The organism is Pseudomonas sp. F3-2 (assembly GCF_038804275.1).
Classification (GTDB): Bacteria; Pseudomonadota; Gammaproteobacteria; order Pseudomonadales; family Pseudomonadaceae; genus Aquipseudomonas.
Window position 1 is genome coordinate 3,593,221 of the sequence record NZ_CP152388.1, and the last position, 12,682, is coordinate 3,605,902.

Below are 12,682 nucleotides of genomic sequence, written 5' to 3' on the forward strand. Positions count from 1 at the left end.
GAAAAGGCCAGACGCCTCGGGCTCGCCCGTTGCAGCTGCATTGCTTGCAAACAAAAAAGGGTGACCCTTTCGGATCACCCTTTTTTGTTACCGCCCAGCAGAGCGGATTTATCTGGTAGGCGCGATTGGACTCGAACCAACGACCCCCACCATGTCAAGGTGGTGCTCTAACCAACTGAGCTACGTGCCTGCTGTGGGTCGGCATTCTACGGATATTGAAATCCGTGTCAACACGAATTCTCGCTAACCTCCTGAATATCCAAAGTTTTTAGACACCCATCGGTTTCTCTTCTGCGGGACGTGCGCTGCTGCCTGGCTGGTGGCCGATTTTCTTCTCAGGTACGATCGGCGGATTCGTAAAAAATATAGAACGGGAGTTTACAGGATGACGAACACTCCATATCCACAGTCCTATTACGCCGCGTCGGCCAATTCCGCACCTGCCCGCCCGGCGTTGCAAGGCGACGTCCAGACTGACGTGTGCATCATCGGCGCTGGCTACACCGGACTGTCCAGCGCCCTGTTTCTCCTGGAAAACGGATTCAACGTCACTGTGCTGGAAGCTGCAAAAGTCGGCTTCGGCGCTTCGGGCCGCAACGGCGGACAAATCGTCAACAGCTACAGCCGCGACATCGACGTGATCGAACGCACCGTCGGCGGCAAAGACGCGCAGCTCATGGGGCAAATGGCATTCGAGGGCGCAAGCATCATCCGCGAGCGCGTCTCCCGATACGGGATCAAGTGCGACCTCAAGGATGGTGGCGTTTTTGCCGCGCTGACGGCCAAGCAGATGGGCCATCTGAAATCACAGAAAAAGCTCTGGGAACGCTACGGCCACACGCAACTTGAGCTGATGGACCAGCGGCGCATACGCGAAGTGGTCGCATGCGATCAGTACATCGGCGGCATGCTCGACATGAGCGGCGGCCATATCCACCCGCTGAACCTGGCGTTGGGCGAAGCCGCCGCGGTCGAGTCGCTGGGTGGCGTCATTCACGAACAGTCGGCAGCCGTTCGTATCGAACGCGGCGCCAACCCTGTGGTGCACACCGCCCAGGGCTCGGTGCGGGCGAAGTTCATCATCGTCGCCGGCAACGCCTATCTGGGCAATCTGGTGCCGGAACTCGCGGCCAAATCGATGCCCTGCGGGACGCAAGTGATCACCACCGAGCCACTGAGCGAAGAACTGGCCAGCACCTTGCTGCCGCAGGATTACTGCGTCGAGGACTGCAACTATCTGCTTGATTACTATCGACTCTCAGGCGACAAGCGTCTGATCTTCGGTGGCGGCGTGGTGTACGGCGCGCGCGACCCGGCGAACATCGAGGCGATTATCCGGCCGAAGATGCTCAAGGCCTTCCCGCAGCTCAAAGACGTGAAGGTCGATTACGCCTGGACCGGCAACTTTTTGCTGACGCTGTCACGCCTGCCCCAGGTCGGCCGGCTGGGAGACAATATTTACTACTCTCAAGGCTGCAGCGGTCACGGCGTGACCTACACGCATCTGGCGGGCAAGGTGCTGGCCGAGGCGCTTCGGGGTCAGGCAGAACGTTTTGACGCGTTCGCCGGGCTGCCGCACTACCCGTTCCCCGGCGGACAATTGCTGCGCACACCGCTGACTGCGCTGGGCGCGTGGTACTACAGCCTGCGGGACAAACTGGGCTTCTGAACGAGAGCACCTTGCCGACAGCGCACCTCAGGCGCTGCCGTCGGCCAGTGTCACAGGGCTCAATGCGCGTTGTTGATCGCTTTGACTGCCTCACCCGCTGCCTGCTCCTGACCCGCCTGGGCCAGTTCGTTGGCGGACTTCAACCAGCGTTCCCGATCCACGGGCGCAGGCAGTTGACGCGGCCCCTGAACCAGCACCGCCCAATTGTCGGCGCTGTTCCAGTCGGACGTAAACTCCTCGAAACTGACCGTCAGACGCCCCAGCCCGGTGTAAATCAGCACCGTACGCTTGTTCTGGTTGTAGCCCACCAGCACGCCGTAGCGTTGCTCTTTCCACCACATCGACCCTTCCGAAAAGCGCACCATCACTGGATAACCCGCAGCGACCTGGGCCAGCAAATCGGGCAGTTGATGATCGACCGGATAGACCACGAAGCCGTATTCACGCGCCAGATCGAGCATGCTGCGCTCCAGCCGGTCCTCGGCCCCCGGCAGTTTCAGCGGCTTTTCCAGCAACCCCGGCGTGGTCTGTACGCCATGCACGGTCAGCATGCTGGCGAGCGCAAAAGGCCCGCTCTGATAATCCTTGCCCCGAAAGAACGGGACCGCATTGATCTCTACCCGGTCCGGCAAGCGTTTGTATTGCGCGGGATAACCCGGCTTCCAGTCAGTGGAGCTGGAGCAACCGCCAACGGTCAGTAACACCGCGAGCGCCAGCCATTTGCGTTTCCCTGCAGCGACATCCAACCGAGACAGTACCGACACGTTGTTCACTCACTCATCTGACACCGGGCAACCCGCGACCCGGCCTGGACGCCGATCATAGAGCCGCGCTGACCTTGGGTATAGCCTCAATGCGCAGTCCGCGCGCGCGCATAGAACAAAACGGTCATGGGTTTAATACCATCGGTCAATTTTCAGCAACAACCTACGTACTAGACTGTCGACTACAGAGAGACGAAGAGCAGAAGACCGGAGGAACCCATGAGCCTCGGAATGACCATTGTGATGTTGATCGCTGCCTGGCTCGCCGTTGCTGGCGCCATGTTGTGGGGTGTGATGCGGATTTCCCGCCGTCACCATCCGCACCACAGGCAACAGGCAGATACCGCCAAACCCGCCCGCGCGCTGGAGCGCAAGCACCGTCACGCCACGGCGCACTGACACTCGGCAGAAATAGCGGCAAAAAAAAACGGTCGGTGATGGAGTCCCCATCCCTACCGTTTTGCGTTGCTTCAGCTGTACCGGATGATCAGCCCTTCTGCGTCTCAGCCCCGGCCTCGGCCTCCAGGCGTTTCTGACGAGCGCGGCGTACCAGCATGTTCAGGCCCTCGATCAAGGCAGAGAACGCCATGGCGGTGTACACGTAGCCTTTCGGCACGTGGGCGCCGAAGCCTTCGGCGATCAGCGTCATACCGATCATGATCAGGAAGCCCAGGGCCAACATGACGACGGTCGGGTTATCGTTGATGAACTTCGCCAGCGGTTCCGACGCCACCAGCATCACCACCACCGCAGCAACGACGGCGATGATCATGATCGGCAAGTGTTCGGTCATGCCGACTGCAGTCACGATGCTGTCGATGGAGAAGACCAGGTCGAGCATCAGAATCTGGCCAATGGCGGCGGCCATCCCCAGGCTGACGGTGTTGGAGACGGCTTTCTCCTCCTCGCTCTTGATGTCCACGCTGTGATGGATCTCAGTCGTGGCTTTCCAGACGAGGAACAGACCACCGGCGATCAGGATCATGTCCTTCCACGAAAAGGTCTGCCCGAAGACTTCAATGACCGGCTCGGTCAACTGGACAATCCAGGCCACGGTGCTCAACAGGCCCAGACGCAGAATCAGCGCCATGCTGATGCCGATACGGCGTGCTCGGGTGCGTTGATGCACCGGTAATTTGTTGGTCAGAATCGAAATGAAGATCAGGTTATCAATGCCCAGCACGATTTCCATCACCACCAGCGTCGCCAGCGCGATCCACGCCGTGGGGCTTACCACCAATTCCAGAAGGTATTCCATATAACGGTTCGTCCAGGTTCAGTTCAAAGAAGACAGTCGGCATTCTAGGGACGGAAACACTTCAGCAAAATTCGTATTTTCAAGGTGTATACTTCGGTTTTCCCGAAGTGTTCATCAGCATGCTCAACTACCGTCAACTGCACTATTTCTGGGTCGTCGCCAAGACCGGCAGCATCGTGCGCGCCTGCGAACAGCTGAACCTTACGCCGCAAACCGTCAGCGGGCAGATCAGCCTTCTGGAGCAGACCTTCGGCGTGGAGCTGTTCAAGCGCGTCGGTCGCCAGTTGGAGCTGACCGAAACCGGGCGCGTCGCCCTGCCCTACGCTGAACAGATGTTCCAGCTGGGCGGCGAACTTGAGGCAGTGCTGCGTGCGCAACCGGACGAACAGCAGATTCTGTTTCGGGTGGGCGTAGCGGACGTTGTGCCCAAGTCCATCGTCTATCGGCTGATCGCGCCGACCATGGCCTTGAGCGAGTCGATCCGTATCAGTTGCCGCGAAGACCAGCTCGAACGGCTGCTGGCGGACCTTGCGATTCAGCGCCTTGACCTGGTGATTTCCGACAGCCCCATGCCCTCTCATCTGGACATTAAAGGCTACAGCCAGAAACTCGGCGAATGCGGGATCAGCTTTTTCGCCACGCGAAGCCTGGCGCAGACTTATGGCCGGGATTTTCCCCACGGCATGCAGGGCGCGCCGTTGCTGATTCCGGGGCAGCAGACCGTGGTGCGCAGTCGCCTGATGCGCTGGTTTGCCGAGCAGAACGTGCAACCGAAAATCGTCGGTGAATTCGACGACAGTGCGCTGATGAAGGCATTCGGTAAATCCGGCAGCGGGATCTTCATCGCGCCCAGTGTCATCGCCGACGAGGTCATGGAGCAATATGACGTCGAACTGATCGGCCAGACCGACGCAGTGACCGAGTCGTTCTACGCGATCTCGGTCGAGCGCAAGGTCAAGCATCCCGGCATCGTCGCCATCACCGAAGGTGCCCGACGCCAGCTGTTCACCGACTAAGCCTCACAACGCCCGGCGGCCGGTCTTGCGGCCATGAGCAGCAGCGCCAGCAGGATCGACAGCAGAATGATCCCGGCAGCCGCGAACCCCAGGCTGCCCAGACCCAGTCGGTCAATGACCCGCCCGCCAATGATCGCGCCAATGCCGATCCCCAGGTTGGCCCCGGCGATGTTCAGCGAGGCAGCGAACGCAGGCGCCTCGGGCGCGGCCTTCATCAGCCGCACGTGACTGACCAGAAACAGCGCGGCCTGGGTCACGCCCCATACCGCCAGTGCCAATGCCAGCGCAGGCAACGAGTGCATGCTCGGCACCACCATCACCATGCCACCGATCATGAACGTGCAGAACGTCAGGCTGGCGATCAGTGGATGACGATCAACCAGCCGACCGCCCAGCGAATTGCCCAGCAGGCCGACCGCGCCGAACCCCATCAGACACCACCCCACCACCGTGCCGTTGAAACCGGCCAGCCGTTCGAGCATGTCGGCCAGGTAGGTGTAGGCCGTGAACATGCCGCTGAAAACCAGCACCGACAGCAGCACGTGCCCCTGCATCAGCGGGCTGCGCAGGATGCGGAACTGACTGCGAAAAGAAGCCTGATCCTTGTGCACGCTGCGTGGCAGATAAATGAACAGCAACAGCGCCTTGGCAAACGCCACGACCGAGAGAATGGCGAACGCGCTGCGCCAGCCGAAGGCATCAGAAATCAACGTGCCCACCGGAATGCCGAAGACAGTGGCGCAGACGATGCCGAATCCGATCTTGGCGATCGCACGACCGGCGTGATCGGGGCCGACGATGTCGACGGCGGTTTCGCTGGCCAGCGCCCAGAACACAGGCAGGCCAAGGGCAGGAATCAATCGCGCGACGGCCATGACCCAGATATTGGGCGCTATCGCGGCCACGGCGTTGGCGACACCGAACATGATCAGCACCGAGATGAACAGGCGCTTGCGCTCGAATCGCGAAAACCAGGCTGTCAGGAACGGGCCGAAGCAGGCGACGGTAAACGCGAACAGGGTGACCAGAAGGCCGGCCTGCGGGATCGTCACGGCCAGATCGCGGGAAATCGCCGGGAGCAGCCCGACAATGACGAACTCTGTCGTCAGCACGGTGAAACCGGCGGCCGATAACAGGTAAATGGGAAAGAACATGAACACTCCAGAACGACGAAACGACCAGTCCTTGCGGAGCGGCCGATCGGGGATGACGTAAAGCGGAATGCGGATATTAACAGAGACCGGCGACAGCATCGCCATCGCGCGGCCTGCAAGCAGGACCGCCGCCTGAGCAGGCAGACGGCGGCGAGGATCAGGCGTTCACGCCCGTCCGGGTATCGGCGATCAGTAAGCGCCCATGTAATCGCGTTTGCCGACTTCAACGCCGTTGTGACGCAGCAGGTCGTACGCCGTGGTCACGTGAAAAAAGAATTGCGGCAGCGCGTAGTGAACCAGGTAAGTCTGGGTACTCAGACGCTTCTCCTTGTCGGTGCCCGGGCGCAGTACGATCTCGCGCTCTTCGTTGCCGTTGATTTGCTCCGGCGTCAGGGTGTCGAGGAACGCCAGGGTCTGAGCGAGCAAGGCCTGCAGATCGGCAAACGTGGTCTGCGCGTCCGCGAAGGTCGGTTGTTCGACGCCCGCCAGACGAGCGCCGGCGCCCTTGGCGAACTCGACGGCGATCTGGACTTGCCGGGTCAGCGGGAACATGTCCGGGAACAGCCGCGCCTGCAGCAGCGCATCGGGCTGGATATTTTTCGCGGTGGCGTGGGCTTCGCCTTTGGCCAGCACATTGCCCAGGGCAGTGAGCATTTGTTTGATGACCGGAATCGAAGCGGCGTACAGAGAGATCGTCATGGCAGTTCCTGAAAAGAGGGGCGTATTTAGGCGCATGTCGCGCATGCGAACGCGGCTTGTCTTTTACCTCATCCAGCCCCTACCCTCATAGCCTTTTCAACGCGTGGGGAAACGGCCATGTCCGCCGATCTGGATTCCGGCAATACCGCAGACGCAGCCGATGCGCTGCAGCTCGACAGTACCGAAGTGCGCATTCTGGGCTGCCTGATCGAGAAGCAGGCGAGCAACCCTGAAACCTATCCTCTGACCCTCAATGCGCTGGTGCTGGCATGCAATCAGAAAACCAGCCGCGAACCTGTGATGAACCTGACCGCCGGCCAGGTGGGTCAAGGCCTTCGCGCCCTTGAAAGCCTGCAACTGACGCGGCTGGTCATGGGCAGCCGCGCCGATCGCTGGGAACACCGTGTCGACAAAACCCTCGAGCTGGTCCCGGCGCAGGTGATTCTGACCGGCCTTTTGCTGCTGCGCGGTCCGCAGACGGTCAACGAACTGCTGACCCGCAGCCAGCGCATGCACGATTTCGAAGACGGCGAAGCGGTCGTCCATCAGCTGGAGCGATTGATCGGCCGCGGCCTGGCGCTGTTGATTCCAAAACAGGCCGGTCAGCGCGAGGACCGCTACACCCACGCACTGGGCGATCCGGCCGACATGCAGGCGCTGCTGGCGGCGCGGCAGCAGTCGCCGGAACGCTCCAGTGGCGGCAGCGCGGCCCTGACGGACCGGGTTGAAGCACTGGAAGCGCGGATCGCCGCACTGGAAGAACGGCTGGCGAAACTCGAAGGCTGAGGCCGCAGCGACCCTCGACTCACACTGCGCTGGCGAAACAACGCCATTCGGATGCGCCTGATCACTGGCGTAAATCGGGCGGCCGCTGCGATCGAGCCAGCGGCTCTATCCCCGGGCGAACGCGGCGGCGGCTTGATATTGCTCCTCGGTCGGCGTCACCCCGGTGTACAAAATGAACTGTTCCAGCGCCTGAATGGCCGCCACTTGATCACCTGTGATCAGACGCTTGCCGGCGCTTTCGGCGTGAACAATGAACGGCGTGCGTGCGGGAGTCGCCACGACGTCGAATGCGGTGTCCGCGGCCTCGATAGCCGCTTCTTCGAAGGCCAGGGCGTCGGCCTGATCGCCCGCCATGCCGAGCGGCGTGACGTTGACCAGCAACGGCGGGCGCTCGCTGCCCAGTTCCGCCTGCCACTCCAGGCCACAGGTGCTCGCCAGCGCGCGACCGGCCGCCTCGTTGCGCGCCACGATCAGACCCTCGGTGAATCCGGCATCACGCATCGCGCACGCCACCGCCTTGGCCATGCCGCCACTGCCGCGCAAGGCAAAGCGTGTGCGCGGAACGGCGTGCGCCTCCAGCAACTGCGCGACAGCGATATAGTCGGTGTTGTACGCCTTTAGATGGCCGTCAGTGTTCACGATGGTGTTGATCGACTGAATCGCCGCCGCCGACGCATCCATTTCATCGATCAGGGCGATGCTCGCCTCCTTGAACGGCATGGACACGCCACAGCCGCGAATACCCAGTGATCGCATGCCGGCGATGGCAGCCGGCAGGTCATTTGGCGCAAAAGCCTTGTAATAAAAGTTAAGTCCCAACTGCTGATAAAGATGGTTATGAAACCGCACGCCGAAGTTGCCGGGCCGCCCGGCCAAAGACATGCATAACAGTGTTTCTTTACTGGCAGTGACCAACATGAAATCTCCCGAACGGTATTAGGTGGCGCCTCAGGAAAGGCGTAGAATTGCGTCGCTTGCGGTGGTTAGAACAAGCAATTGTCAGCAAAGTTGTCGAAGACCTTACACAAAATTTACCCAACGGCGCCGCAGAAATTTCGCAACCCGTTGTCTGAGTAGTTATCCCGTGGCAGTGCCTGAGCGTAACGCAGGCCCGCGACAACGGGACTGAACACCGAGGAACAGTCATGATTCGTCACATCCCCAAGGTTGCCTTGTTGTTAGGTGCCCTCGCCCTTGCAGGCCAGGCTGAAGCCCATGGCGGCGGCCCAGGCTGGGGTGGAGCGGCCGTAATTGGCGCAGTCGTTGGCGGCGTGGTCGGTGCAGCCGTCGCGTCGGGCCCGACCTACGTGGCGCCCGCTCCGGTGTATGCGGCCCCGGCTCCGGTGTATTACGCACCGCCACCACCGCCACCGGTTTACTACCAGCCTGCTTATGTCGTTGAGCGTCCCGTGGTTTACGGTCCACCCCGCTACTATGGCCCGCCACGTTACTACGGCCCGCCACCGGGCTATTACCATGGTGGCGGTCGCTGGTAACAGCGAGCCGACCCTGACATGAGCGCTGCTGCTTACAGCGCCGCGCTCGATACCAACCCCGCCGATCAGGCGGGGTTGTCGTTTCCAGCCCGCCGAAGATGTACAGAATACGCGGGTGAAGTTTCTCCAAGGCTTCACGGGTGGGCATTGCGATAAAAGAGGTCGTTCCCGGAACATCAACGCCTGCCCAAACGTACATACTTCAGGCATCGTCTTACTGGCGACTGTCGCGTCAGCCTTCAATAACAACAGGTACGCCCAATGCCGACACAGAATCCGCACCGCACCGCCGGACTTTGCACTTCTGGCAAGGTCTACAACGCGCTCACCGAACTCAAGAGTCTGGAAGGTCACCGCACGGCGAAGTTTCTGTCGCTGCTGGCGCAGAACCTGGTGGAACAGGGCCTGCTGTCAGAGGAAGAAGTGGTCGCCATGCTTGATCAGGTCGTTGACTGACGCGCCGCACGTCGCGCAGTTGCAGCCACGCCTCGCCTCCCTTGCGCACGCCCCGCCCTGCCGCCACCGCTGACGGCTTCAGGCGGCTGCACCCGTCCCACGTCAATGACGACTATCGAGAGCAGTGATTTCTGCCTGCGGACCCGGCCCCGTAAAGTAGCCCCATAGATTGATGGAGGCACTTATGACCAAGGTTCAAATCATGTCGGTAATCGGCAGCGCAGTTCCCGCTCAACTTCGTGAACGTGGCCTGTTGGCGTGCTGGTACTTGATGCAGGACGGTGAGCCCGTCAGCGGCCCGCTGCTGTCGCTGCCAGCCGCACAGGCGCTCTCGCAACAGATTGAAACCCGCCAGCTCAACAGCTGAAACCGAATTCGCTCTTCCCTGAAATCGTGCGTTGCTCCGCACTTCCCTTTAGCCCGCATCCCCTGACGCGGGCTTTTTTTTGCCTGAAATACCTGGCCGGATTCAGCCTCGTTCAGCGAGGGCGACATTGACCTGGCACCGATGGGCGAGCTTCTGCAAGCGCTTTTCCAGGGCAGCAAGCACGACGCGATCCGAGCGACCGCTTTCCATTTCGTCGATCAGGTCATTGGCGACCAGTCGCAGTTCATGGGCGATGACGATGCGGTCGTCGTTCTGATCCAGCTTGTGCGACTCGAACAGCCGATGCAGGAAGTCGTCGAGCGTGCGTTGCTGGCGGTGCCGGTCGCTGGCGCGCAGGTGCACCAGGTTGACGGTGATGCGTGCCAGCAGTTCGCTCAGTTCGCCACACAGGTACTGCATGCGCCGGGCATAGCCGGTCTCGCGGTCACGCACCTGCTTGCGCTGGAATGCAAGGTCGTCGCGCTTCTGAATGGCGGGCACGGCAACGGCTGCCATCAGCCCTGCAATCAAGCCGATGGCCTGAACCCAACCCGCCCAGTCCGAAGACCTGGCGAACAGACCGATCGCAAGCAAGAGCACCGCGACGATCACTGCGGCGAACACCGGCACGGTGTAATCCTTGCTGATAAACCCCTTGGGCATTGCGCAACTCCTGATTCAATGTGGCAAGACGATTCAATGGCGTGGAATGCTAATCGGTGGCTGTCGCGAGTGCCATGAATATTCGATCCAACCCTTTTAAATACAGGCTTTTTTAACCGGAAACCTGAACGCCACCCATACGAGCTGCTTTTATTGACGAAACGGCACGGGGCCCCATCGACATCTCTGGAAACATGCTCCTAAAATGCGCCGATCTTGTTGTCGTCCTTTAATAAGTACGGCGTTCCATGGTGTTTCCATCAATAAGTGAGCTCTGCTCTTGAAAATTCGCACATCACTCATCGGCCTATTATTTGCACTTACAGGCTCGGCACTTTCCACCGGTGCCCTTGCGAACGAACCCGCCGCTTTCAATCGCGACCCTGCCAACCTTCATCTGGCGTCCGGCAGCGCCATGATCACTGACCTGCAGACCGGTCAGGTGCTGTATTCGAGCAACCCGGACGTCATCGTGCCGATCGCCTCGGTGACCAAACTGATGACCGCCATGGTCACCCTTGACGCCAAGCTGCCGATGGACGAGATGATCAAGGTCGATATCTCGCAGACCGCTGAAATGAAGGGCGTGTTTTCCCGGGTCAAGCTGGGCAGCGAGTTGAACCGCCACGACATGCTGCTGATTACCCTCATGTCGTCGGAGAACCGCGCGGCAGCGAGCCTGGCGCACAGCTATCCGGGCGGCTACCCGGCCTTCATCAAGGCCATGAACGCCAAGGCCAAGGCATTGGGCATGAGCCACACCGTTTACATGGAGCCGACCGGCCTCTCGGTGTTCAACGTATCGACTGCGCGCGATTTGACCAAACTGGCGCTTGCCGCCCGCAACTACCCGATGCTGCGGGAATTGAGCACCACGCCGGAAAAGACCGTGACCTTCCGCAAGCCCACCTACACCCTGGGTTTCAGCAACACTGACCACCTGGTGCGCAAGTCGAACTGGGACATCAAACTGACCAAGACCGGTTTCACCAACCAGGCCGGGCACTGCCTGGTGCTGCTGACCAGCATGGCCAATCGTCAGGTGTCGGTGGTGATTCTCGATGCCTTCGGCAAATACACCCATTTCGCCGATGCCAGCCGCATGCGTCTGTGGATGGAGACCGGCAAGAGCGGTCCGGCGCCGGAAGTGGCGCTGCAGTACAAGAAGGAAAAGAACCTGGTGATGAAGCAGAAAGGGCTCCAGGCGTCGGATTGATTGCCTGCAGTCATTGGCGGCGTGTAGGGCCGGCTTTACCCGGGAAGATGGCAGTGCGCAGGACATCACGCTTGCAGCGCGGCGCCCTACGCCTTCCCGGCTAAAGCCGGTCCTACGGGTCTGCGCATTGTCTCGGTAAAGCCGGATAAAGCCAGCGCGCCGTCCCGCGTTGCGAGCTGACATTCACCGGTCCGGTCAGGCCTTCAGCTGCGAATCCTGGCCATGCGCTTGAGCACCACCACCATGGCCGTGCCCAGCCCGGCCATGCCGACCAGCAGGGCCGGGTAGCTGATCCACCAGGGCAGCGGCGTGGTCATCATGCTGTATTCGGACATCCCGCCGATGCCCGCCAGCAGGTTCAGCGGCAGGAACACCACGTTGATCAGCGTCAATTTGCGCAGCAGGTTATTGGTGTTGTTGTTGACCAGATTGCCCCGTGCGTCCATCAGGCTGGCGAACACCGTGGAATAGATGTTCGCCTGTTTATGGCACTGCTCGTTCTCAATGATCATGTCTTCGATCAGCGCCAGGCTGTCAATGGAAAAGTGGTGCTTGTGCGCATGATTGCGCAGCCGGGTCAGCACCGAGCCATTGCTGTCGATGGCGTTGATGTAATAGACCAGGCTCTCGCTGAGGTTGAACATCTGCACCAGATGGCGGCTGTCCATCGAGGCGTTGAACTGCTGCTGCAATTCCCGGGCGATCAGTTTGATCACCTTCAAGTGGCCCAGGTAGTGATGGATATTGTTGAACAGCACCTGCAGCAATACGTCCAGCGGCTCCTGCATCGGCCGATGCTGATCCAGCTCGCCGAGCTGGCGGTCATCGGCGCAGATCAGCACCATCTGGTCGTGGCTGAGCAGCAGGCCGAATGAGGACACGTCAAAGCAGAAGCTGTCCTGCCCGGAATAATTTTCCGGACGCTTCCAGATCATGAACAGCCCGTTGGGGTGAAACTCGATCCGCGCGACTTCGTCCGGATCCAGCGCCGACGCCAGCGCATGGTCATCCAGTTGAAAACGCTCCAGCAGACGCGCCCTCTCCTGCGCATCCGGCTGGCTGAACCAGAGCACAGTAGCGTCCGGCTCGGCACACTCGCGCAACGCGCCCGCCTCAAGGCGATGCCCCTTGATCACGG

General features: G+C 60.7%; 15 protein-coding genes and 1 tRNA gene. 8 read left to right on the plus strand and 8 right to left on the minus strand.

Going from position 1 to position 12,682, the window contains the following annotated elements:
• Positions 1–113: 113 nt before the first annotated feature.
• Positions 114–190 (minus strand) — tRNA-Val (locus tag AAGQ88_RS16450).
• Positions 191–385: 195 nt separating this feature from the next.
• Between AAGQ88_RS16450 and AAGQ88_RS16455 the strand changes: the two genes are divergently transcribed.
• Positions 386–1,669 (plus strand): FAD-binding oxidoreductase, encoded by a 1,284-nt coding sequence (locus AAGQ88_RS16455; RefSeq protein WP_342652966.1) that lies wholly within the window; start codon positions 386–388, stop codon positions 1,667–1,669.
• A gap of 59 nt (positions 1,670–1,728) precedes the next feature.
• Here the strand turns inward: AAGQ88_RS16455 and AAGQ88_RS16460 are convergent, their stop codons facing one another.
• Positions 1,729–2,433: a cysteine peptidase family C39 domain-containing protein gene (locus AAGQ88_RS16460; protein WP_285424922.1), complete on the minus strand. Its 705-nt coding sequence runs from the start codon at positions 2,431–2,433 to the stop codon at positions 1,729–1,731.
• Positions 2,434–2,652: 219 nt separating this feature from the next.
• Here AAGQ88_RS16460 and AAGQ88_RS16465 point away from each other — a divergent pair, with 219 nt between their 5' ends.
• Positions 2,653–2,832, plus strand: a complete 180-nt coding sequence (locus tag AAGQ88_RS16465; RefSeq protein ID WP_285424923.1) for a hypothetical protein — start codon at positions 2,653–2,655, stop codon at positions 2,830–2,832.
• Positions 2,833–2,920: 88 nt separating this feature from the next.
• Here the strand turns inward: AAGQ88_RS16465 and AAGQ88_RS16470 are convergent, their stop codons facing one another.
• The gene (locus AAGQ88_RS16470; protein WP_342652967.1) at positions 2,921–3,691 is read right to left on the minus strand and encodes a TerC family protein; all 771 of its coding nucleotides are present in this window, start codon (positions 3,689–3,691) and stop codon (positions 2,921–2,923) included.
• Positions 3,692–3,810: 119 nt separating this feature from the next.
• Between AAGQ88_RS16470 and nhaR the strand changes: the two genes are divergently transcribed.
• A complete protein-coding gene (gene nhaR / locus AAGQ88_RS16475; protein WP_285424924.1) occupies positions 3,811–4,707 on the plus strand; it encodes a transcriptional activator NhaR in 897 nt (298 codons plus the stop codon).
• Here the strand turns inward: nhaR and AAGQ88_RS16480 are convergent.
• The gene (locus tag AAGQ88_RS16480; RefSeq protein WP_342652968.1) at positions 4,704–5,861 is read right to left on the minus strand and encodes an MFS transporter; all 1,158 of its coding nucleotides are present in this window, start codon (positions 5,859–5,861) and stop codon (positions 4,704–4,706) included. The genes nhaR and AAGQ88_RS16480 overlap by 4 nt on opposite strands.
• Positions 5,862–6,050: 189 nt before the next feature.
• Complete coding sequence (locus AAGQ88_RS16485) at positions 6,051–6,560, minus strand: DUF1993 domain-containing protein (protein WP_285424927.1); 510 nt, start codon at positions 6,558–6,560, stop codon at positions 6,051–6,053.
• Positions 6,561–6,677: 117 nt separating this feature from the next.
• Here AAGQ88_RS16485 and AAGQ88_RS16490 point away from each other — a divergent pair, with 117 nt between their 5' ends.
• Entirely contained in the window at positions 6,678–7,346 is a 669-nt protein-coding gene (locus tag AAGQ88_RS16490; protein WP_342652969.1) for a DUF480 domain-containing protein, read from the plus strand.
• 105 nt (positions 7,347–7,451) lie between these two features.
• Here the strand turns inward: AAGQ88_RS16490 and AAGQ88_RS16495 are convergent, their stop codons facing one another.
• The gene (locus tag AAGQ88_RS16495) at positions 7,452–8,264 is read right to left on the minus strand and encodes a shikimate 5-dehydrogenase (protein ID WP_342652970.1); all 813 of its coding nucleotides are present in this window, start codon (positions 8,262–8,264) and stop codon (positions 7,452–7,454) included.
• A gap of 227 nt (positions 8,265–8,491) precedes the next feature.
• Between AAGQ88_RS16495 and AAGQ88_RS16500 the strand changes: the two genes are divergently transcribed.
• From AAGQ88_RS16500 to AAGQ88_RS16510, 3 genes are all read left to right on the plus strand, one after another.
• A complete protein-coding gene (locus tag AAGQ88_RS16500; protein WP_093459125.1) occupies positions 8,492–8,842 on the plus strand; it encodes a hypothetical protein in 351 nt (116 codons plus the stop codon).
• Positions 8,843–9,103: 261 nt separating this feature from the next.
• Positions 9,104–9,298 (plus strand): hypothetical protein, encoded by a 195-nt coding sequence (locus tag AAGQ88_RS16505; RefSeq protein ID WP_093459126.1) that lies wholly within the window; start codon positions 9,104–9,106, stop codon positions 9,296–9,298.
• Between the two features lie 184 nt (positions 9,299–9,482).
• Positions 9,483–9,665 (plus strand): hypothetical protein, encoded by a 183-nt coding sequence (locus AAGQ88_RS16510; protein ID WP_285424930.1) that lies wholly within the window; start codon positions 9,483–9,485, stop codon positions 9,663–9,665.
• 102 nt (positions 9,666–9,767) lie between these two features.
• On the opposite strand, the gene AAGQ88_RS16515 is transcribed toward AAGQ88_RS16510, so the two are convergent.
• Positions 9,768–10,328, minus strand: a complete 561-nt coding sequence (locus AAGQ88_RS16515) for a hypothetical protein (protein WP_093459128.1) — start codon at positions 10,326–10,328, stop codon at positions 9,768–9,770.
• A gap of 274 nt (positions 10,329–10,602) precedes the next feature.
• On the opposite strand from AAGQ88_RS16515, the gene pbpG reads away from it, so the two are divergent.
• Positions 10,603–11,544, plus strand: a complete 942-nt coding sequence (gene pbpG / locus AAGQ88_RS16520) for a D-alanyl-D-alanine endopeptidase (RefSeq protein ID WP_285424973.1) — start codon at positions 10,603–10,605, stop codon at positions 11,542–11,544.
• Positions 11,545–11,747: 203 nt separating this feature from the next.
• On the opposite strand, the gene AAGQ88_RS16525 is transcribed toward pbpG, so the two are convergent.
• Entirely contained in the window at positions 11,748–12,680 is a 933-nt protein-coding gene (locus tag AAGQ88_RS16525) for a magnesium transporter CorA family protein (RefSeq protein ID WP_342652971.1), read from the minus strand.
• Between the last annotated feature and the right edge of the window lie 2 nt (positions 12,681–12,682).

Bases quoted from the DNA above. Each gene is read 5' to 3' on its own strand.
- AAGQ88_RS16455 (WP_342652966.1), top strand. From the start codon at position 386: ATGACGAACACTCCATATCCACAGTCCTATTACGCCGCGTCGGCCAAT.
- AAGQ88_RS16465 (WP_285424923.1), top strand. From the start codon at position 2,653: ATGAGCCTCGGAATGACCATTGTGATGTTGATCGCTGCCTGGCTCGCC.
- AAGQ88_RS16470 (WP_342652967.1), bottom strand. From the start codon at position 3,691: ATGGAATACCTTCTGGAATTGGTGGTAAGCCCCACGGCGTGGATCGCG.
- nhaR (WP_285424924.1), top strand. From the start codon at position 3,811: ATGCTCAACTACCGTCAACTGCACTATTTCTGGGTCGTCGCCAAGACC.
- AAGQ88_RS16480 (WP_342652968.1), bottom strand. From the start codon at position 5,861: ATGTTCTTTCCCATTTACCTGTTATCGGCCGCCGGTTTCACCGTGCTG.
- AAGQ88_RS16485 (WP_285424927.1), bottom strand. From the start codon at position 6,560: ATGACGATCTCTCTGTACGCCGCTTCGATTCCGGTCATCAAACAAATG.
- AAGQ88_RS16490 (WP_342652969.1), top strand. From the start codon at position 6,678: ATGTCCGCCGATCTGGATTCCGGCAATACCGCAGACGCAGCCGATGCG.
- AAGQ88_RS16495 (WP_342652970.1), bottom strand. From the start codon at position 8,264: ATGTTGGTCACTGCCAGTAAAGAAACACTGTTATGCATGTCTTTGGCC.
- AAGQ88_RS16500 (WP_093459125.1), top strand. From the start codon at position 8,492: ATGATTCGTCACATCCCCAAGGTTGCCTTGTTGTTAGGTGCCCTCGCC.
- AAGQ88_RS16505 (WP_093459126.1), top strand. From the start codon at position 9,104: ATGCCGACACAGAATCCGCACCGCACCGCCGGACTTTGCACTTCTGGC.
- AAGQ88_RS16510 (WP_285424930.1), top strand. From the start codon at position 9,483: ATGACCAAGGTTCAAATCATGTCGGTAATCGGCAGCGCAGTTCCCGCT.
- AAGQ88_RS16515 (WP_093459128.1), bottom strand. From the start codon at position 10,328: ATGCCCAAGGGGTTTATCAGCAAGGATTACACCGTGCCGGTGTTCGCC.